Origin of the sequence: Bradyrhizobium sp., assembly GCF_049519115.1 — a bacterium.
In the GTDB taxonomy this organism is placed as follows: Bacteria; Pseudomonadota; Alphaproteobacteria; order Rhizobiales; family Xanthobacteraceae; genus Bradyrhizobium.
Genome location: NZ_JBEKRB010000035.1, coordinates 1 through 20,917 on the forward strand (window position 1 = coordinate 1; position 20,917 = coordinate 20,917).

General features: G+C 59.2%; 16 protein-coding genes. 11 read left to right on the forward strand and 5 right to left on the reverse strand.

What is annotated here, in order from left to right:
* Positions 1–582: 582 nt before the first annotated feature.
* The 3 genes from ABSE61_RS23500 (at position 583) to ABSE61_RS23510 (ending at position 2,145) form a co-directional block, all read left to right on the forward strand.
* Positions 583–1,383 carry an acetoacetate decarboxylase family protein gene (locus ABSE61_RS23500; protein ID WP_423873534.1) on the forward strand — a complete coding sequence of 267 codons (801 nt, stop codon included), beginning with the start codon at positions 583–585 and terminating at the stop codon, positions 1,381–1,383.
* Between the two features lie 65 nt (positions 1,384–1,448).
* The gene (locus ABSE61_RS23505) at positions 1,449–1,880 is read left to right on the forward strand and encodes an Ohr family peroxiredoxin (RefSeq protein ID WP_423873535.1); all 432 of its coding nucleotides are present in this window, start codon (positions 1,449–1,451) and stop codon (positions 1,878–1,880) included.
* Positions 1,881–1,941: 61 nt separating this feature from the next.
* Positions 1,942–2,145, forward strand: a complete 204-nt coding sequence (locus tag ABSE61_RS23510) for a hypothetical protein (RefSeq protein WP_423873536.1) — start codon at positions 1,942–1,944, stop codon at positions 2,143–2,145.
* On the opposite strand, the gene ABSE61_RS23515 is transcribed toward ABSE61_RS23510, so the two are convergent.
* From ABSE61_RS23515 to ABSE61_RS23525, 3 genes are all read right to left on the reverse strand, one after another.
* Positions 2,142–2,591, reverse strand: a complete 450-nt coding sequence (locus tag ABSE61_RS23515; protein WP_423873537.1) for a hypothetical protein — start codon at positions 2,589–2,591, stop codon at positions 2,142–2,144. The two genes, ABSE61_RS23510 and ABSE61_RS23515, sit on opposite strands and share 4 nt — an antisense overlap.
* Positions 2,592–2,654: 63 nt before the next feature.
* A complete protein-coding gene (locus ABSE61_RS23520; protein ID WP_423873538.1) occupies positions 2,655–3,791 on the reverse strand; it encodes an L-lactate dehydrogenase in 1,137 nt (378 codons plus the stop codon).
* A 19-nt stretch (positions 3,792–3,810) separates the two neighbouring features.
* Positions 3,811–4,170: a hypothetical protein gene (locus ABSE61_RS23525; RefSeq protein WP_423873539.1), complete on the reverse strand. Its 360-nt coding sequence runs from the start codon at positions 4,168–4,170 to the stop codon at positions 3,811–3,813.
* Positions 4,171–4,455: 285 nt separating this feature from the next.
* Between ABSE61_RS23525 and ABSE61_RS23530 the strand changes: the two genes are divergently transcribed.
* The 5 genes from ABSE61_RS23530 (at position 4,456) to ABSE61_RS23550 (ending at position 11,782) form a co-directional block, all read left to right on the forward strand.
* Positions 4,456–5,283 carry an acetoacetate decarboxylase family protein gene (locus ABSE61_RS23530; RefSeq protein ID WP_423873540.1) on the forward strand — a complete coding sequence of 276 codons (828 nt, stop codon included), beginning with the start codon at positions 4,456–4,458 and terminating at the stop codon, positions 5,281–5,283.
* Positions 5,284–5,420: 137 nt separating this feature from the next.
* Complete coding sequence (locus tag ABSE61_RS23535) at positions 5,421–6,224, forward strand: acetoacetate decarboxylase family protein (RefSeq protein ID WP_423873541.1); 804 nt, start codon at positions 5,421–5,423, stop codon at positions 6,222–6,224.
* A gap of 104 nt (positions 6,225–6,328) precedes the next feature.
* Positions 6,329–8,053, forward strand: coding sequence for a ubiquinone-dependent pyruvate dehydrogenase (gene poxB / locus ABSE61_RS23540; protein ID WP_423873645.1), 1,725 nt, complete (start codon positions 6,329–6,331; stop codon positions 8,051–8,053).
* Between the two features lie 302 nt (positions 8,054–8,355).
* The gene (locus tag ABSE61_RS23545; RefSeq protein WP_423873542.1) at positions 8,356–8,895 is read left to right on the forward strand and encodes a helix-turn-helix domain-containing protein; all 540 of its coding nucleotides are present in this window, start codon (positions 8,356–8,358) and stop codon (positions 8,893–8,895) included.
* A 43-nt stretch (positions 8,896–8,938) separates the two neighbouring features.
* A complete protein-coding gene (locus ABSE61_RS23550; protein ID WP_423873543.1) occupies positions 8,939–11,782 on the forward strand; it encodes an ATP-binding protein in 2,844 nt (947 codons plus the stop codon).
* Positions 11,783–11,831: 49 nt separating this feature from the next.
* On the opposite strand, the gene ABSE61_RS23555 is transcribed toward ABSE61_RS23550, so the two are convergent.
* Entirely contained in the window at positions 11,832–14,588 is a 2,757-nt protein-coding gene (locus ABSE61_RS23555) for a winged helix-turn-helix domain-containing protein (protein ID WP_423873544.1), read from the reverse strand.
* Positions 14,589–14,850: 262 nt separating this feature from the next.
* Between ABSE61_RS23555 and ABSE61_RS23560 the strand changes: the two genes are divergently transcribed.
* The 3 genes from ABSE61_RS23560 to ABSE61_RS23570 all read left to right on the forward strand — a co-directional run bounded on the left by ABSE61_RS23560 (position 14,851) and on the right by ABSE61_RS23570 (position 20,024).
* On the forward strand, positions 14,851–17,715 hold the full coding sequence (locus tag ABSE61_RS23560) for an ATP-binding protein (protein ID WP_423873545.1): 2,865 nt from the start codon (positions 14,851–14,853) through the stop codon (positions 17,713–17,715).
* 115 nt (positions 17,716–17,830) lie between these two features.
* Positions 17,831–19,540, forward strand: a complete 1,710-nt coding sequence (locus ABSE61_RS23565; protein ID WP_423873546.1) for a thiamine pyrophosphate-dependent enzyme — start codon at positions 17,831–17,833, stop codon at positions 19,538–19,540.
* Positions 19,541–19,646: 106 nt separating this feature from the next.
* Complete coding sequence (locus ABSE61_RS23570; RefSeq protein WP_423873547.1) at positions 19,647–20,024, forward strand: tautomerase family protein; 378 nt, start codon at positions 19,647–19,649, stop codon at positions 20,022–20,024.
* Between the two features lie 52 nt (positions 20,025–20,076).
* Here ABSE61_RS23570 and ABSE61_RS23575 read toward each other — a convergent pair whose 3' ends face one another.
* Entirely contained in the window at positions 20,077–20,910 is an 834-nt protein-coding gene (locus tag ABSE61_RS23575) for an enoyl-CoA hydratase/isomerase family protein (RefSeq protein WP_423873548.1), read from the reverse strand.
* Between the last annotated feature and the right edge of the window lie 7 nt (positions 20,911–20,917).

Sequence of the window (20,917 nt, forward strand, 5' to 3'; positions counted from 1 at the left end):
TACAAACGTGTGCAATTTTCGTCTAGTTTGGAGTGCACACGTTCTTCTCTTATCCTATTAGGAGTGTAGGTTAAACTATTGAAATACCAACACTATCTATTTTCCGTCGCCCCGATGATGGATTGGACCGGGGCATCTTAAAAAACTAAAGCGCAATCAGTAGTTAAGCATGGTCACCGTAGCGCGTGCTGTACCAAATGCTGTACTGAGCTCGAGCAAAAGCCCCGCAAGCGAGCGATCTCGCGTCTTCGCGTTCGTCTATGCTGCTTTAATCGTGGCTCCGGCCGATAGGCCGCCGGCGTGCGCCATCATGCGAGCTGACGCGCCGCGCGGAAAGGTCGTGCGTCGCATCTACAAAAGACAGCACGGCAATCCAATCTCCCGCTGCCCCTGTCGCTATTCTCATGATCCGAAGAGGCGACGATGCAGCGAGCCTCAGCACGTCCCTGCCCGGATAGTGTCGTGTCTTGCGTTCGCATCGCCTCAACGGAGGCAAAGAGCTGGTCCATCCCTCACGCAGAGAAAATAGTTGGGCCCATAGCTTCCATGAGATCGACATAAAGCCCAATATCGAGGTGTCTAATGCTAAAGGGATTTTCCGTTCCTCTTACGCCACAGGGATTGTCGCCTCTCGTAAGCCTTCCCCCGTGGCACTATTCCAGCGACTGTATCGTCGTCGAGTACTGGGCTGATTCTGAAGCCGTGACGGCTCTTCTCCCGCCAGGTGTCTCGTCTGACGCGAAGTCGAATGGGCGTTCATTTGTCTGGTTTCTGGATTGGCAATTCACCGGCTCAAACGACGAACATACGGACCCCGCCCGGTATCAATACCGGGAAGCGTTTGTTCTGGTCGAAGCTGTCTTCGACGGCAAGCCGATCAATTATTGTCCCTACATCTTCGTCGACAATGACGCGGCGATCGCGCGCGGCTGGGCGCAGGGCTTTCCGAAGAAACTGGGGAGCGTCTTCCAGACCCGAAGTTTCTCCGCGCCGAGTGCTGCAGCTGCTCCGCTGGTGAAGGGCAGCCGCTTCGGTGGGAGCCTCGCCGCTCATGGCGAACGGTTGATAACGACACGTATTCAGCTCGAGGAAAAAGTCGAGAATCCGGCGGCCATATTCAATCGCCCAACGGTCATGCGCCGCTATTTTCCGCAGCTCTCGGCGGGCTTGCAGGAAAAGCCCGCGGTCGATGAACTGACGATGTCGCTCACCGATGATCTTGCGGTTGTAGACGTGTGGGCAGGTTCGGCCGAACTCAAGATCCCGGAAGTCAGGGGTGAGGACCTGCACTCGCTGGCGCCGAAACGCATCGGACGCGGCTACCGGCTTGGAATGTCGTATTCGGTAACGGATCTGCGCATCCTGAAGAACAACGTGCGCTAGCTTCCGGTCAGATCCCGAGTGACCGGGTCGAAGCGCCTTCGCTGAAACCCGTAAGGAAATCTCCCATGTCCGTCGATGCGAAGTACCACACGGCTGCGACAGCAAGCGGCGGCGGTCGCGACGGAAGGACCGCGCTGGCCGACGGCACGATGTCCTTTGACCTCGTCATTCCAAAAGAGCTGGGAGGCCCCGGCGGCGCCGGCGCCAATCCCGAAAAACTCTTCGCGCTGGGCTATTCCGCCTGTTTCCTCTCAGCCATGCGAACAGCATCGGCGAGGACGAAGATCAAACGTCCGGAAGGCTCGACTGTAACGGCGACCATCGGAATTGGCCCGCGATCCGAAGGCGGCTTTGGCATTACGGCTGCGCTTGATGTTTTTCTACCTGGCCTGCTGGAAGCGGATGCGAAGACGTTGGTCGAGGCCACTCACGAGATCTGCCCCTATTCGAACGCGATCAAGGCCAGTGTGGATGTCAAGATAACGACACGCTCCTGATCGCGATGCGGCAACCCTCAGCCGTCATGGCGCCATGAAAGAACATCCTCGATGTCCAGATTTGAAGATCGGTTCCGGGTTCCGTTTGACCGAACTGGGGATGAAGCGCTGCGGAAAATTCAAAAGCCGCACCGGCAGAATTGTCAGTGTCAGCCCCACGGGCTCCTCGGTTCGGGTTGTAATGGAAGGCCGGAAGCAGCCGCTGACGCTTCATGAGAGCTATGTCGAGCCGGTTTCAGAACAGACGTATTCGGCGCGATTTTAAAGTTGCTGGATTCTCATATCTTCAAATTCGTCGTGGCAGGCGGAACTGAAGCCACGTAATAAATCGATGGTGCCGTTGATGGCCATTTCCCGAAGTTCGAAGAAACTTTTGTCTGGCTCCAGGTAAGTATCCAGAATTTTTCGAGTGACATGTTCGGCGCTGTCGATGACTTGCGCGGACGACATAACCCTCATCCTGTTCAGCTTCGAGTAGAGGCCGACAAGACCGGGGATATCCGCTTCATTGCGTTGGAGCGCATCAATGTAGCACCTCGAAGCTTCTTCGATGAAGTCCTTGTAAAGGATCTGTCGGCGGTTCTTTTCATGATTGAGCCACTGGGCGCGGAGCTGGCTTCGGTGATTGACCCAATTGGCAATGCCGCTGGTTAGGCCGCCGACGGCTGCTCCGGTCAAGGCGGCGAGCGCGGAGATAATGGAGGCTTCCATTGGCGGTCTCTACCAGAAACGCGGCGCGGCAAATGGCGCCCGCACGCCACAGCGGCGTCGTGGTCAGTCCTTGAGCAACAAGTCAGGAGTCGCTCGGCTGACATCACTACACCCGGTCAGAATCATTGCGACCCTGAGCTCCTCTCTGAGGATGTCCAACATGTCTCGCACGCCTGCTTCGCCTGCCGCTCCCAATGCATAGGCCCACGCGCGTCCGACGAAGCAGGCCTTGGCACCAAGCGCCAGCGCTTTCAACACGTCCAGGCCCGAGCGAATGCCGCCATCCATAAACACAGGAACTTTGCCTTGAACCGCATCGACAATTTTCGGCAACGCGCGAATGGTGGATGTCACGCTATCGAGCTGCCTGCCACCGTGGTTTGACACCAAAATCCCGTCGATATTCGTCTGTACGGCGCGCCTGGCATCTTCAGGGTCTAGAATGCCTTTCAAAATAATCTTTCCAGGAAAGATCGACCGGATCCACTCGATGTCTTTCCAGGTGGTCGATGCATCGAAATTGTCGTGAACAAATTTTCCGTACGGGACGCCTTTGGGCATCGCTTCAGCCACCGTACCGAACTTCAACGGCCAGCCTTTAGTGACGATATCGAGGGCCCAGCGGGGATGCGTCGCGCCCTGGGCCACGAACCCCAGCATCCCTAGAAGCGTCGGGTCCTTCTCCATCCCGTCATGCACCTCGCTGTAACGCCGCCCGGGAGTCGCGAGATCGACCGTGAATACCAGCACCTTCGAGCCTGCGGAAACCGATCGTTCGATCACGCTCTTCACGAAGCCGCGGTCCTTGAGCATGTAGAGCTGAAACCAAGGCGGAACGCCGGTCGTTTTCGCGACCTCGTTCACGTCGCAAACGCCCATGGTCGACAGCGTAAACGGAATCCCAGCCGCCTTCGCCGCATTGGCCGCTTTGACTTCGCCGCGGCTTGAGTACATTCCGGCCATACCGACCGGCCCGAGGACGATTGGCAGCGACATTGCCTGACCCCACAAGTCGGTCGACAAGTTGAGATGCGATTCGTCCACCAGCACACGTTGGCGCAACAGCGTGGCCTGTAACTCCGCGATATTTGCGCGCAGCGTGTTTTCCTGGAAAGAGCCGCCGCTGATGTAGTCATACAAGAATGGCGGAAGCCTGGATTCGCATTTTTTGCGATAGTCTTCGATGTTCGCGATGATCATTCTGGTCCTCTCAAAGGCATCAATTGCGCTGGGCGGTCCAGTAACCCGAGCAGCGTGCGGTCCCCGAATATCCACGCCAAGTGCCGCGTCCCGTATTGTTAGAGAGCTTGCCGCTGCCGTTAGCGTACTTGTCCTGAACAGTGACGGAGGCGCGCACCGCGCCGGATGGCGCCACTTGGCCTTTGAACCTGATCAGATTCGGATGCGTGACGATTCCGTCGTTGATGTTGACGGTAAAGTCATAGCTCGCGTCGCACGTTCCGCGTTGCGTCACGAACCGAAGATCCCAGGACCCATCATAGAGCGGCCGCGCCTCGGCGATCGAGGCAAGACCAACGAGACTACCCGCGATAGCCAAGGGCATCAGAAATTTCAGCATCTTCGTTCCCCCAACTAGCTAGCGGATACGCCACCGATATACTGTGAAAGCTGATGCGGGAGCTTGTTCAAAACTGCTTCAATTGTTCCAGCCGTCGCGCTCCGAACGGGCGGGATAGTGGTTGCGCCAACGATCCGCCGGCCTGATCATTCGCTCGATCGCTTTTGTCGCAACCCGGACAGGCAGTATTCGCCAATCTGCGGCATGGAACGACAAGATCGGAATCCCGCCCGGCTTTAGTTTTTTTTCGGGGCAATTTCGGCGTCTTGTTCGGTGTCTTGGCGAATGGCCGCCGTTGCAGAGGGTTTTCTGATGCTCAAGGGTTTTACAGTCCCGCGGTCGCCTCGTGGGACCGCGGCCTTAACACCCCCGCCGCCGTGGCATTACGCAGCCGATGTCCTGGCCGTGGAGTTCTGGAGCGATCCGGAAGTGTCAGCCAGTATGCTTCCCAAGGAAGTTGAGCTGGATGCGCGAAGCAATGGACGCTCTGTCGCGATTTTCGCCGACTGCCAATTTACGGCAAGCGATGAAGAATACCTCGATCCCGTGCGCTACCAAAGCCGTGAGTTCCTCGTTCTCCTTGACGCCAGGTGGCGCGGTTCGCAGATAGCGTGGTGTCCATACGCTTACACCGACAACGACGCAGCGATTATGATGGGCTGGGTCCAGGGCTATCCAAGAAAGCTTGGCGCCGTCCATCAGACCCGGGCCTTTGCCGCGCAAAATGCGGCATCGCCACCTCTCGCGGACAACAGTCGATTTGCCGGCTGTGTATCGGCCCACGGGCAACGGCTGGCGGAGGGGCGTGTGACATTGCACGAAGAGGTGGATCGGATCGATGGTCTGTTCGACCGGCCTGTCGTGACGCGGCGATATTTCCCGCGGCTCAGCGCAGGCGCCCACGACAAGCCGGTCGTGGATGAACTGGTCCTGTGCATCATGGACAATATCCTGATCACCGACGGATGGATCGGTTCGGCGGAACTGATCTTCCCCGAAGTGCACGGCGAAGATCTCGACATGCTCGGCCCGATCAAGGTTGGACGCGGCTATCGATTCGCGTTCTCCTTTTCGGTTTCCAGCAACGAGATATTGGCGGATCTGGCGGTCTAGCTCCCCGCTGAACCTGGCCACGCGTCGCTCCCGGCCGGCACCGCATGAATAGACAAGCCGACGCAAGCCGGTGAAATCAATCGTTGCCGGTCTTGGTAGACTTTTCCGCAAATGAGCGAGATGCGCAGGAATTAAAAATGCTAAGGGGCTTTACCGTTCCCAAGTCGCCATTCGGCCAGGCAGCACTGGCCGCACCTCCGCCCTGGCACTATTCGGGCGATGTCGTGGGAGTCGAGTTCTGGACGGATCCGGATGTCGCCGCGGCGACGTTGCCGCGCGGCCTTTCGCCCGATCCAACGTCGAACGGTCACGCCGTGATGATGTTCCTGGATTGGCAATTCACCGGTCAAGATGACGAATTTCTCGATCCGGCCCGTTACCAATATCGCGAAGCATTCGTGCTGCTCGATGCGGTGTATCGCGGTACGTCCGTCATGTGGTGCCCTTACATCTATGTCGATAACGATGCCGCGTTGGCGCGCGGGTGGACACAAGGCTTCCCCAAGAAGATGGGCAGCATATTCCAGACGCGCAGCTTTGCTGCGGCGGGTGCTGCGGCGGCCCCGGTCGTGCCGGGCGGCCGATTTGGTGCGAGCCTTTCCGCGCACGGCGAGCGGCTCGCGGAAGCCCGCATCACCTTGCGAAAACCGCTCGACAATGGATTGTCGCTTCTCAGCCGGCCGACGGTTCTGTTGCGATACTTTCCGCGGCTCGCCACCGGATTCCAGGACAAGCCAGCAGTCGACGAACTGGTGATGTCGATCACCGACGATCTCACTGTCGTCAATGCCTGGGTGGGCGAGGGTGAGATTTATCTTCCCGAGGCGAAAGGTGAAGAGCTGCACGCGCTGGCACCTACACGCATCGAATCCGGCTTCCGCTGTTCGCTCGCTTATTCCGTCACCGATCTCAGGATCCTCGAGGATCACGCGCATAAATGACAAACGGCGTAGCCGCCTCCCCGCTGCGCCGGGGAGGGCCTCCGCGGACCCTCAGCCCCTCGGTCCGTGGAGGTCCTCTACGAGGGACATTTTCAAGGAGAATGATCGTGAGCAAAGGCGCTTCGGATTATCTTGTCGAGGCTCTCGAAAAAGCGGGAGTCAGGCGCGTCTACGGTGTCGTCGGCGATTCCCTCAACGGATTTACCGATGCGATGCGGCGCAGAAAATCGATCGACTGGATTCACATGCGGCACGAAGAGGCCGCGGCTTTCGCGGCTGGCGCAGAGGCTCATCTGACCGGTAACCTTGCGGTGTGCGCAGGCAGTTGCGGCCCCGGTAACCTGCATCTGATCAATGGTCTGTTCGATTGCCAGCGTAATGGCGTACCCGTGCTGGCGATCGCAGCTCACATTCCCAGCAGCGAAATCGGTATCGACTATTTTCAGGCGACGCATCCGGAAAGTCTCTTCAAGGATTGCAGTCACTACGTTGAGCTCGTCTCCAATCCCGGGCAACTGCCGCAGATTCTCAAACGCGCCATTCGTGTCGCCGTCGCCAAACGCGGCGTGGCCGTCGTCGTGTTACCGGGCGACGTCGCCCTTATGAAGATCGATGCCGAGGTGCCCGAGTGGATTTTGCCGGCCGCGCCTGTCTTGCGGCCGGACGCCGTCGACATGGATCGCCTGGCGCATTTCCTCAACGGAGCTTCGCGGGTGACCTTGTTCTGCGGAGCCGGATGCGCGGGCGCACATGACGAGGTCGTCGAGTTGGCGCGAAAGCTAAAGGCGCCGATTGTGCACGCTTTCCGCGGCAAGGAGTTCATCGAATACGACAACCCTTACGATGTCGGAATGACCGGTCTCGTCGGCTTTGCGTCAGGCTACGCGGCCATGAAGGACTGCGACGCCCTCCTGATGCTCGGTACGGATTTCCCCTATCGAGCATTTTATCCCGAAAAGGCAAAAATCGCCCAGATTGACGTGCGGCCTGAAGCGCTCGGCAATCGCTGTTCGCTCCATCTCGGCCTGCTCGGTACAGTAAAGGACACGATCGAGGCGGTTTTGCCCGCGATCAAGGAAAAGACTGATTCAAGCCACCTCAAACGCGCGCTGACCCACTACAAGGAAACCCGCAGCGAACTCGATGCGCTAGCGGAGAGCGGTCCGAACAGCAACGTCATCCATCCCCAATATGTCACGCGGCTTGTCAGTGAACTGGCGGCTGACGACGCGATATTCACGTGCGATGTGGGAACGCCGATCATATGGACCGCGCGCTACCTCAAGGTCAACGGCAGGAGGCGCATCGTCGGCTCGTTCAATCATGGATCGATGGCGAACGCCATGTTGCAGGCGATCGGTGCCCAAAGTGCTTTTCCGTATCGCCAGGTCATTTCGATGTCGGGTGACGGCGGATTCAGCATGATGATGGGAGATTTTATCACGCTGAGCCAGATGGGGCTTCCAGTGAAGGTTATCGTCCTCAACAACGGCACGCTCGGCTTTGTCGAAATGGAGATGAAGGCGAACGGCTTCCTCGACACCGGCTGCGATCTCAAGAATCCGAACTTCGCGCGAATGGCCGAGGCGATGGGTGTTCGTGGCATCCGTGTCGAGAAGCCCCAGGAGTTGAATGGAGCCATCAAGGCCGCGCTTGAACACAAGGGACCTGTATTGGTCGACGTCGTCAGCGCCCGTCAGGAACTCGCCATGCCGCCAAAGACAACTCTGGATCAGGCCTATCATTTCGGGATGTACATGATGAAGGCCGTTCTCGACGGCAGGGCGACACAATTGATCGACCTCGCAAAGGTCAATCTCACGCGCTAAGCGACGCCGGCGACGAATGAAGACATTACCCGGATTGTGCTTTTGCTCTTTCGGAGGCGAAGGCGAACGTCTGTTTTCGCCCATCCGCCCTTGCGGCGGCCGACATTCGCGTGCGCATTATCGCTCCGTTGATACGGCTCTCGCTGTGCGAGTGCCGCTCCGGTTGCATATAGCGTCGTCTGTAAGTGTTTGAAAATACTATTATTTGGATATTTTCTTACCCCGATTAATAATTCAGAACATAACTTAACAAGCCATAACGGGCGGTCTGGGGCATCCTTCGCTTGAGCGGAGGATGCGCTATGGACGAACCTCAAGCGATACCGGATACCTCGCCGAGCGGACTGCCGTTCGGCTATTTGGCGAACAGCCTGGCGCAGCTTCTTGAAGTGGCGAGGCGTGAGCTGGAGCATGATCGCGAGGCGGCGAAGGCATCGCTTGCCGCTGCTTCCACCATCCTGCAATCCGAAATTGAACGCCACTCAGGCGCGAAACAATCGGGAGCGGCCGGGCTTACGGGCTGGCAGATCGCCCGGGTGCGGGTCTTCATCGCCAAGAATTTGCATCGCACGATTCACACCCGTGATCTGAGCGCGGTTGCGCGGCGAAGCCCGGCTCATTTTTCAAGGTCGTTCAAGCTGACATTTGGCGAACCGCCGCACGCCTACGTGGTCAAGAGGCGCCTGGAGAAGGCTTGCAACCTTATGGTAACCACACAGGCTTCGCTCAGCGAAATAGCCCTCAGCGCCGGATTTTCCGATCAGGCGCACCTTTGCAAGTTGTTCAGGCATGCCTTTGGCCAAAGCCCGGCCAATTGGCGACGCGAACGAGAGATGCAATAAGATAGACTAAATCCGGAAAGCCGGCACGGGCCAGAAATATCGTATGGGTGACGAGAATCGGAAAGTTCTGAGCTTCGGTCCGTTCGAGCTTTCGATTGACAGCAGGCGTCTGACGAACGGCACGACGACCGTATCCCTCGGCGCGCGTGCCATGGACATCCTTATTTCTCTTGTCGAACAGCCAGGCGCGGTTGTCGGCAAACGCGATTTGCTCGAGCGTGTCTGGCCCAACCAAAGGGCCGACGAGGTTAGCCTTCGTGTCCACATCTCGGCGTTGCGAAGGGCGCTCGCTCAAGGCGATCCCTCGAGGCGTTATATCGCAAACGTGCCGGGGCGCGGCTACGGCTTTATCGTTCCGATCGCGACGTCTTTTCTGCAGACGGGCGAATCTGAGCCGGCGCGTCATGCGTTGTTGCCCGCCCGTCTGGAGCGCATGGTTGGTCGCAACGAGACCGTTGCGACGATCAAAGCAAAGCTTGCCGAGCAGAAGTTCGTTACGATCGTCGGGCCCGGAGGCATCGGGAAGACGACCGTGGCAGTCGCAGTCGCTCATGAGATGCGCTCCGTCTTTGACGGTGAAGTTCGTTTCGTGGATTTAAGTCCGCTGGATAACGACTCTCTCGTCGCGCCTGCCGTGGCGAGCGCATTCGGGCTTGCGATCCAAACGACTGACGTGCTTCCGCTTTTGATCGACCGTTTGGCTGGAACTTCCACGCTCCTTGTGCTCGACAGTTGCGAACATCTTATCGACGGCGCTTCCGCTCTCGCGGAAAAGCTGTTCGGCCAGGTTACGATGCTGAACCTGCTCGTAACCAGCCGGGAAGCATTGCGCGCCGAGGGGGAAAACGTTCACGAACTCTCAGCGCTCGCGTACCCTGCGGAAGATCAGACCATCCTGGCCTCGGATGCGCTGAAATACCCCGCCGTCCAATTGCTGGTCGACCGCGTCAAAGCCCTGCAACGGCAATTCGATTTGCGCGATGCAGATGCGCCGGTCGCCGCTGGAATCTGCCGGCGGCTGGACGGCGTTGCTCTGGCAATCGAATTGGCCGCGGGCAGGGTGGATGTTTATGGCCTCGACAAAACGGCAAGCTTGCTCGACGGCCACATGAATCTGTCGTGGGCTGGACGCCGGACGGCGATGCCGAGGCATCAGACGTTAAACGCGACGCTGGAATGGAGTTACGACCTTCTCGATAGGGACCAAAGGCGCGTCCTCAACAGGCTTAGTGTATTCTCGGGCGGGTTCACCTTCGAGGCGGCGATCGCCGTCGTTGCCGATGACGCGGTCGACGAAGCGAAGGTGGCCGATTGTCTTTGGGAACTGCGATCGAAATCGATGATTGCCGTCTACGGGCAAAACGCACGGCTGCGCCTGCTCGACACCACCCGCGCCTTTGCCGCGCAGCGGCTGGCCGAAGGGGGAGAGCAGGGCCTCTTCCGCCGCCGTCATGCGCTTTATTTCAGCGACCTGTTCAGACAGGGAGCCTCGATGGACGTGTCAGGCTGGCCGAAGGCGCTCGCGGTCGAGGTTGGCAATCTCAGGGCTGCCATGAACTGGGCATTTTCCAGCGAGGGCGACGCCAAAGTTGGCGTTGATCTTGCGGCGGCCTCGGCGAGCACGTGGACCGGGATGGCCTTGCTGACCGAATGCCGGCAGTGGATGGCAAAAGCCATTGGCTGCCTTGACGTCATGACCTCGCCTTCGCGGCAAGAGATGATCATTCAATCCGCGCTTGCCAGCAGCATGATGTTCACGCTTGGCATGACCGAGGAGTCATACGCGGGCTGGGCCAAGGCGAGGCTCATCGCCGAGGATCTCGGCGATGTCGAATATCAGCTTGCCTCATTGCTTGTCCTGTGGGCTCACAGGATCAGGCTTCCACGATATGCTGAAGCAATCGAATTGGCGGAAAGCTGCGGCGAAGTCGCCGAAGCGTCGGGTGATCGCGGCGCCATCGCGACCGCAAGCTATATGCGCGGAGTGACCTATCACCACACCGGACGACTATCGCAGGCCGAAACCATGTTTGAGGCCTCGCTCCATCACGATGTTGAAGCCGCGCGACATGCCATCATTGACCAATTCGGATACGATCGAAAAACGGACGCATTGGCTGTTTTGGCAAACGTGGTTTGGCTGCGAGGGGCGCCCGAGCAGGCGCAGCGGCTTGGCCGGATGTCGATCGCCGAGGCTCGCCAACTCGATCAGGCTGTGCCGCTTTGCGTGGCGCTCACCTGGGCGGCCTTCACTGCGTATCTGACGAATCCGGATGACGGCGAAACCGATGCTCTTGCCAACGAACTTGTCGAACATGCCGGAAAACATTCGGTAGATAGCTATTACGGCTTCGGCCTTGCGATGCAGGCGCTTCGTAGGGTCAGGCAAGGAGAGGTCGATGCGGCCAACGATTTACTTTACTCGGGATTGGAGAAACTGTCCGCGGCGCGTTACGGTGTTTTTCATCCGATTTTGCAGGCAGAGTTTGCGCGATGTTTGTCGGTTCTTGGCCATAGCCGGCGGGCGGCCAGCGTCTTCGAGCGCGCGGAAATCAACATCGAGGACGAAAAACAACTTTTTGTCCCCGAATTGATTAGGATCAGGGGCGAGTTGGCTTTGCGAGGCGCCGAAGGGCTGGAGGCTTGCAAGCCATACTTTCGCCGCACGCTCGAGATGTCGGAAAGGCGAGGAAGCCTGTCGTGGACGCTGAGAACGGCGACGAGCCTCGCCATCGCCGAGACGTCGGATGCCGGAAGGGAAGAGGCGAAGTCGATCCTGCGAGCCGCGCTTGCGAAGTTCCGCGACGAATCCGACACGTTCGACCTGAGACTGGCCCATCGCGTGCTGGATGGATCGTACTGGCGCGACCACGAGGCCGAGCATTGACAGACTCTTGTCGTTTCGACGGCGACGTCGGCGGAAGCACACTGTTTGCTCATTCCGTGATGACGAGGCCCAGAGTCTGCGCGCGCGAAACTGCCTGAGACCGCCGTTCGACACCGAGTTTGGCGAAGACGCTCTTGAGATGGGACTTGACTGTCTCCGGGCCGATGTCGAGGCGCCGGGCGATTTCCTTGTTTGATAATCCGTGCGCGATCAGTTGCAGAATGTCGGTTTCGCGGGGGCTCAAGGCGCCGAGAAGCTGTGGTCTTGAAGCCGGTGCAAGTCGATCCTGTCGCGCGCGATCGGCACCTGTCATAAGCCGGTCGACGTAGGACATCAGATCCGCTTCGAGATTCCCGCTGGCCTGGGTCGTCCGGAGCATTTGGTCAATGATGGGCCCTTCGTCCAGGACGGTCTGGTAAAGGCCGGCCGAAGCACATACGGTCAGAACGCGGCGAAAACGGCTCGTCGCCTCCGCTGCCTTGCCTGCACTGAACTGAAGTGCTGCGAGATGAATCGCGCTTCGAATCGAGAAGTAATGATGCTGCGCCGCTTCGGTTTCGCGTTGTAGAGCTTGCAAGATCGAGATGGCATCGCCGGGACGGTCCTGCTGCCCCAACAAATGAGCGCGCGACAACTTGTGATACCATTCAATTTCCGACCAGGCGCAAGGCCTCACGGCCGCATACCTTCGCGCAAGGCGGTCCAGCCGATCGACGCACGCGGCGGCCTCATCGAGCCGGCCATCGCTCAAGTGAAGGCGCGCTTGCTCGCTTATGGCGCTGGCTGACAGCCTGCCCCAACCTCGTGCGACGCCCTGATTTTCCGCTTGCTCCAGCACCGTACGGGCACGCTCGAAGTTCATCCGGGCGGCAGCGACCCTGGCGAGGACAAAATAAGCGCTTAGCACGCATTCATGCATCGTCCCGGAGATGATCAGCGGCACCCTGTCGATAATCCAGCTCTCCGCTTCATCGATCTGACCGTCCTCATACCTTAGTCTTGCGATCAGACTTGCCGGCAAAGCCGCCGCAACCGAATTCGGCCCGACGCCTTGTTCGGCGATACGCAAGCCCTCGCGGTACTGCGCGTCGGCCGCCGATAGACGTATCTGCCGTTCCTCGGCCAGCCCTTGAAGGCAGCGTCGATATACAGACGCAAATGCATTCCTGCGATCCTCTTCGACCGAATATGGGATCCATGGCGTCGCATAGAACTGCTTGAGGTCGCCCGCTTTCATATGGCAGTAACGAACGACATTCGAGGCGACGTTCGCCGCCCACGGATCGGAAGAGTTGTTCACGCAGTCCTGCGCCAAGGGTAGCGCGCGTTCGGTGTCGTCCATCAACCCGATGGTAAGGGCGCGAACAGCCCGGCATTCCGACAGCAGCTCACTTCGTCGCGGATCACTTGCGTCGACATCCTCCTGAATTTCGGTTGCGAGTTGCAGGGCCTCTTCAAAGCGCAGTGCCAGCGCGAGCCCCCAGGCGATCGCCATTCTCACTTCGGGTTGGCTTCGCATGAGTTCGCCGGGAAACAGACGCCGCCATTCGAGCAGGGTAAACAGATCGCCCCTCGTGATCAAAGCCATGGCGCAATTCTTGATCCAGCCGATCGCTCGATCGGAATCGCCGGCCGCGATCGCGTGTTGAACCGCTTCGGTCCACAATTCCTGCGAGGCGTACCAAAGGGAGGCGCGCCTGTGCAACTCCGGGATGTCGATATCGCCGTCCGCCTCCAGCCGTTGTCGCAAGTACTCGGCGAGCAGTGTGTGGCAACGATGCCAGACGCCGTCATTGCCGAGCGGCGTGAGCAGCATCTGGCGCTGCGCAAGCCCTGCCAGGATTGCGCGGCTCGAACTCGTGCCGGTTACGGCCTCGCATAATGGATCGGACAGCCGATCGAGAACGGCTGTTCGCAGCATGAAGTCGACCAATTCGGCCGGCAACGCATCCAGCATCTCCGACAGATAGGCGGCGATCGGACGCTGTGAACCCGAGAGGCTGTGCACATAGTCCTTCAGGCCGGGCCCGGACTCAGAGGCTATGGACACGATAATTCGCAGAGCCGCTGGCCATCCTTCGGTCTTGCGCTGCAAGAGCTGGACCTCGGGGAGTCCCAGCACCCCTGGTCTGGTGCGGTCGAGAAATGCCAGCGTCTCCTGCGTATCAAACCGCAGGGCCGCGGCATCGATTTCAATCAGCTGGTTCTGGGCTCGCAACGTCGCGAGCGGCAGGGGCGGTTCTGTACGCGTCGTCAGCACCACATGGCAGTGGGACGGCGCGTGCTTCAGAAAATACGCGACCGTTTGATGGATGCGCGGAGTGCTGAGCCAGTGGTAGTCCTCAAAAAAGAAGTATACGTCTTCTTCCACCTCTGTCAGGTCGTTGATCAGGCTGGATAGAACCGCCGGCGGGTCGATCAGGTTATTCTCAAGGATCAGCTCGATCGCGCCTGCACCGACATCCGGACAGGCGCGGTGCACGGCCTGCGATAAATAGAACAGAAACCGTGTGGCTTCGTCGTCATCCGAGTCGATCGTGAGCCATGCAACCGCACAGCCCTCTTGCTCGAGCTGTTCAGCCCAGGCAGCCGCCAGCGAGGTTTTGCCGAATCCCGCCGGCGCTTTGATGACCCCAAGCTGCTTGGCCGGGAGCCCGGATAGCATGGCCAGCAGCCGCGGACGAGGGACGAGGCCGCCAGGCCGTGCAGGCACGATCTTGGTCGCCAGGAACGGCAAGCGTCCTTCGCCGGCGAGAGCGCCTATTCCAGCTCCAGTCGCGTTGTGGCTTGAACTGGGCTCGATCAAGGCGACCCCCCTTCACGTGTCGGTCTTCCCCCCATTCGGGGGATACCCTCAATAGCCGAAGTGTACGATCACAGCTAGCGAGAAGGAAGGGTGGGGATCGGTGGAAACAGTCTCGCAGGGTGGAGTCATCGGGCGCCAAGCTCTGGTGGCGCAGTTGCACACGAGAACCACAACAGGCCAATATCGATCGTTGGGCGCGATCTCACCTTTCGTCCCGACGTGTGGGTATTGCGGGAAACAAAAAAAATCCGCGTTGGAAACCATGGCGGGCGATGACGTTCACAGAAAACTGAAGTTTGGCCCTTTCGAGCTTTCGAGCGGCGAGAGAGTCCTTCAGCGCGATGGTGCCATGCTTCCGCTTGGCAGCCGGGCGCTCGATATCTTGATCTATCTCGCTCAGCGGCCCGGCGAAGTCGTATCAAAAAAAGAGCTCATCGATCACGTCTGGCCCGACGTGGTGGTCGAGGAGGGAAGTCTCCGCGTCCATATTTCCGCGATCCGGAAAGCGCTTGGGGACGGCAAAATCGGAAACCGGTACATCGCGAATGTCCAGGGCAGGGGTTATTCGTTTGTCGGCTCCGTGAATGGGCATGTCGAGCGGAAGGCCGATAATCCGGACGGTCGTCACGAGGGCATCCTGCCCGCGCGTTCTCGCAGAATGGTCGGGCGCGATCTAGTACTGAACGACGTTCAAGAGAGCCTTCGCAAACATCGGTTCGTCACCCTGCTTGGTCCGGGCGGCATCGGGAAGACCACGATCGCCGTGGCCGCCGGCTACGCCCTCGCTACGGAATTCGGCGGAGCCGTCTATTTCGTCGACCTCGGAAGTCTTGCTGACCCCGACCTTGTCGTTCGCGCGATCGGGACGTCCGTGGGACTTACGCTCGAATCGAACGAAGCGAGCCTGGAACTCGTCGATCTCATTCGATCGAGAAAGCTTCTGATCATTCTCGATAACTGCGAGCATGTGATACAAGCAGCCGCGTCGATCGCCGAGCAGCTCTTTCAGGGGGTTGGACAAGTACATCTTCTCGCTACGAGCCGCGAGTTGCTGAAGGTCGAAGGCGAACATTGCAGTCGCGTCGAGCCGCTGGATTTTCCGCCGATCGAATCGGGGCAAACGGCTGAAGTCGTGGCCCGGTATCCTGCCGTGCAGCTCTTCGTCGAGCGCGTGGCGGCGAGAGGTGGCAATTTCGTTCTCACAGACCGTGAAGCGCCGTTTGTTGCCGATATGTGCCGCAGGCTGGACGGACTGCCGCTGGCGATCGAATTGGCTGCCGGCCCTGTGGCTGCGTTGGGCATGAGGAGCACGCTTGCGGATTTGGCCTCCCGGCTGGAGTGGCTGAAGCGTGGCCATCGCACAGCGATCCCAAGGCACCAGACGCTCAAGGCGACGCTGGACTGGAGCTACGATCTGCTGTCGGGTGTCGAGAGAATTGTGCTCAGACGAATTAGCCGATTTGTCGGACAATTCAGCCTCGAAGGAGCAAGACATGTCGCGGGCGATCCGGGCTCCGACGATGCAGCGATCTTTGACGCCATCGCAGGCCTGATCGAAAAGTCGTTGATTGCGACCCGGCTCGAACAGGGCGAGCCACAATACCGATTGCTGGACACGACGCGGGCATACGCGCTCGAAAAACTAGAGGAGGATGGTGAGCTTGATCCAATCTCCCTGCGGCACGCCGAATACGTGATGCAGCAGATCGACGGGCAAAGAGAGACACTATCGGCTCTGCCAATGGCCGATCGAGTTGCGACCTATTCCCGGCAGCTCAGCAATGTCCGCATGGCGTTGGAATGGAGCTTCGGATCAGGCGGCAATGACGAAATCGCGACGAGACTCGCAGCCGCGTCAACACCGCTGCTCTTCGAACTGTCACTGTTGGCGGAATGCCGGGTCTGGGCGGAACGAGCGCTGGCCCGTCTCGGGGAACAGCACCAAAACTCCCGCCGGAAGATGGAACTCTCGACATCGCTGTCCCTGGCGCTGATGCATTCTGAAGGAAGTAGCGAGCTGGTTCGCAACGCTTTGGCGCAAGCTCTGGACGTCGCGGTCATGCAAGGCGATCTTGCTTACGAGCTACAGCTCCTGAGTGGGCTCTTCATGCATTACCGCGGCAACATCGAGGTCGGCGCCGCGCTCGCTATCGCTGCTCGCAGCAAAGAGGTGGCGCTGAAAACCAGCGACCGCGATGATATGGCGCTCGCCGAATGGATGTTGGGCGCAAGCCATCATCTGGCTGGAAATCACCTTGTCGCATTGCGCCATTTCCAGGCCGGACTGTGTCACACGGAGGCAGGCGCAGGATTCCGCGCGGGCCGAGACCTGTTTCATCACAGTAGCCTTTTACTCGTCGGGATGGCTCGTTCCCTGTTGTTTAGGGGGCAGCTGGAAGAGTCGGCTGACTATGCGAAGCGTGCCATCGAAGAGGGAGAAAAATCCAATCATTCAGCGACGCTGTGTCGATCACTAAGCCTGGTCATTTCCGTCTATCTTGCGCTTGCGGACTCTCGCCGGTCGGAACAGTACATCGCGCAGCTGGCTGAGCTCGCTACCGCCTACGCACTGAAACCCTACCGGACCGTGGCGATGGGCTTGCGAGGTCAATGGCTGCTTCTTCAAAATAATTCTAGTGAAGGCGTTTCATTGTTAAAGCGCGCTTTGGAAGAGCTGTACAGTCAGCGCCACGAAGTGCTCAATATGGACTTTATCTGCGACCTCGGCGCCGGCCTTGTCGCCATGGGCGAGCACGAGGAGGCGCTGGCGCTCACCGTGGACGCGATTGAAGTGCAGCGTCGCGGTGAAAGGCTTCTCTACCTGCCTGCGTTGCTAAGGATGCGAGGGCTCATTCTGGCCTCCCGATCGGCCAGGGATTATTCCGATGCCGAAGAAAGCCTGCTGTCGGCAATCGATTGGGCGAGGCGCCAGTCAGCCACTCTGCTTGAACTGGCGGCTGCGGCCGATCTTGCGGAGCTTTTGCAAAAGCAGGGGCGCGCGCCCGAAGCATACGAATATTTAAACGCGGCGTTTAATCGAATGCCGGCTCGAATTGTATCTCCCGTTCACGCGCGAGCCCGGAAAATCCTCGATCGGCTCCAGGCCGACATGAAGCCTATCGGTTAGGCACATCGGCCGTGCGCCGTGTGCGCAACCGCGTACAAATCCTCGCATTCCCCTACAAGCCCGCTTCCGCGGCGTGGCGCATGTTGCGGCACAGCAGCTGAAAGAGGTCGCCGTCATGAGCAAGAAGGTCGCAGAGATCATCGTTGAGACGCTGCAGAGCGCTGGCGTCAAGCATTGTTATGGCGTCGTGGGCGATACTCTCAACCTGATTGCCCACAGCATCTCCAAAAGCGGCATCGAATGGGTGAGCATGCGCCACGAAGAGGCGGGCGCCTTCGCCGCCCATGGCGAAGCCCTGATAACCGGAAACCTCACCGCGTGCGCCGGAAGCTGCGGCCCCGGCAGTCTGCACTTCATCAACGGCATCGTCGAGGCAAACCGCAATCGCGCGCCCGTCATCTTGATCGCGAGCCAGATCGTTCGCGACGAATTGGGCTTCGAGTTTCCCCAGGAGGTCGACTTCAAGGCGATATATGGCAGCATCAGCGTCTATTGCGACATGATCCTGACGCCCGAACAGGCCCGACGCAAGACCGTCATGGCCTGCCAGTCGGCTATCGCAAAGCAGGGAGTGGCCGTCCTTATCGTTCCGGTCGATATCTCGCATTCCGACGTCAAGGATGACCTGCCATACGCCGTCCATACTAGCCAGCCGATCGTACGCCCCACCGATTCCGATCTGGATCAGATCGCGGCCATCATCAATACCGGTGAAAAGATCGCCATCTATGGGGGCGCAGGTTGCCGTGGCGCGCATGACGAGATTCTTCGTGCGGCCGAGATCCTCAAGGCGCCGATCGCCCATACCAGCCGGGGCAAGGACTCGCTCTCATACGACAATCCGTACAATGTCGGCATGACCGGGCTTATCGGAAACGAGGCCGCTTATCATGCCGTTCGGGAATGCGACACCCTGTTGCTGCTTGGTGCGAATTTCGCATGGCGGCAATTCTATCCCGACCATGCGAAGATCGTGCAGATCGACATCGAGCCCACTCATCTGGGTCGCCGCCATCCGATCACCCGGGGTGTGGTCGGCGACATCAAGGCTACTCTCGAAGCATTGATCCCCCGGCTGCACAAGAAAACCGATACTAGTTTCCGCGATCACTTCGTCCAGCGCTACCGCGACCTCATGGCCGACCAGATGGAGAAGGCCGCGCCGAAGCGACGCGATACCATTTCCGGCATCTACCTGACCGAAGTCATTGATCGCATGGCGGCCGACGATGCCCTCGTTGCGGGAGATGACGGAACGGCGACCGTCTGGATGCACCGTTATTTCAAGGCCACCGCCAAGCGGCGCTTCTACGCCAGCCTCCTGCACGGAACGATGGCGGCTGCGATGCCGACTGCGCTCGGTCTGCAAAAGGCTCAGCCCGGCCGCCAGGTTATCGCTCTCTCGGGCGATGGCGGGATCGGGATGCTGCTCGGAGATCTCTTGACGGCGGTTCAGCACAAGCTGCCGATCAAGGTGGCGGTGTTCAACAATGGCAAGCTCGGCTTCATCGATATCGAACAGAAATCGGAAGGGCTGGTGCCGCTCTACACTCATCTGCAGAATCCTGATTTCGGCGCGGTCGCAAAGGCGATGGGCCTGTGGGGCCGTACCGTCGCCAAGGCGGACGAACTCGAGGCAGCCGTCGGCGAGTGGCTCGCTCAGCCTGGCCCCGCTTTGCTCGATGTGAATGTTGAACCCATGACATTAGTGATGCCGCCGATGATCGAGCTTGGACCGGCCTACGGGATGGTGCTTTATTCGGCGCGGGCTGTACTCGGCGGACAGGCCCACGATCTGATCGAAATGATCAAGGAAAACATCTGACCGATCGTGCCGGGCGCAATCCCGGCACGGCTGGAGGTTCTTCCGTAACGACAGATGCGTTTTGTCGCGTCAGCAAACAGGCGACATAAAAAAGGGATCGGGCAACATGCCGCTTTATACGGTCACGACGCCGGATGGATTGCTTTCGGCCCAGCAACGAGACGCGATCGCGGCCGAACTCGTTCGGATCCATACGGCGGCAATGCACGTGCCCGCGTATTTCGTCCATTCGATATTCCCGACCTACCCTCGAAGCCATGCCTATGTCGCGGCGGAACGCTCACCCGTCAGTTCGATCGTGGGCGTGATCCGCGCCGGCCATACGCCGGAAGAGAAATCCCGGCTCGTTCAATCGCTCTGGACCATGTTCAAGGAAAAGACGGGGGTATCCGATCGCGATCTTTCCATCGCGCTACAGGAAGTATCCGCGAGCCAGGCGATGGAAAACGGAGTGATCATGCCGGAAGTCGGGCACGAGAAGTAAGCGCGAGGAGGTTGGCCCGTGCTCTCGGCCGGGCTGGTCCGCCAGTCGCGGGTTATCTTACGGGGGAGAGCCTTGATATAAATTCCATATTCAACTCGCCTTCATACGTTTCCGCGCCGACCTTCAAAGCTTCCGCGACGCGCGCTTGCGTCACCTCGCTGGCGACACTCAAATCCGACTCATGGGCTTCCACCAGAAGGCCTTCCGCCAGGGAACCGAACGCTCCCCGATCGACGGCGGTCTTGACGTGAGCGATGGTATGCGCAGGAAACGAGGCGATGCGGTGGGCCAGTCTCTCGACAAAAGGAGTCAACTCCTCCGCCGGCAAGGCTCGATTGATATAGCCGTAACGTTCTGCCAGTTCTGCCGAGAAATCATCGCAACCCAGGAGCACCTCCAGGGCACGTCCCCGCCCGATGAGCCGCGGCAATCTTTGCGTCGAGCCACCGCCGGGAACGAGCCCAACCGCGACCTCCGGTTGGCCGAAGATCGCTTTGCCCACGGCGGCAAAACACAGGTCCATGGCCAGCGCGATCTCATTGCCTCCGCCCCGGGCTCGCCCCTCGACCTTGGCGATGGTCACCTTGGGCATGTTCCGAAATCTTTCGCCGATCATCTGCGTAAGACGAAAGCCGCGCGTATGTGACACCGTTTTGGAGGCGGCTCCAACTCGACCCAATCCAGAGTGGGCTATAAAGAAATCCGGAAGCGCGCTCTGCAAGACCACAACACGGACGCTCTCGTCGGTCTCGAGTTCCTTGCTGAGCCTGTCAAACTCCGCCGATAGAATTTCATCAAGAAGGTTGATCGGCGGGTGATTGGTGCTGATAAATGCTATTCCGGAATCGAAATCGAACCGGAAACATTTGTAGTCAGAATATCGCATGGGCGTG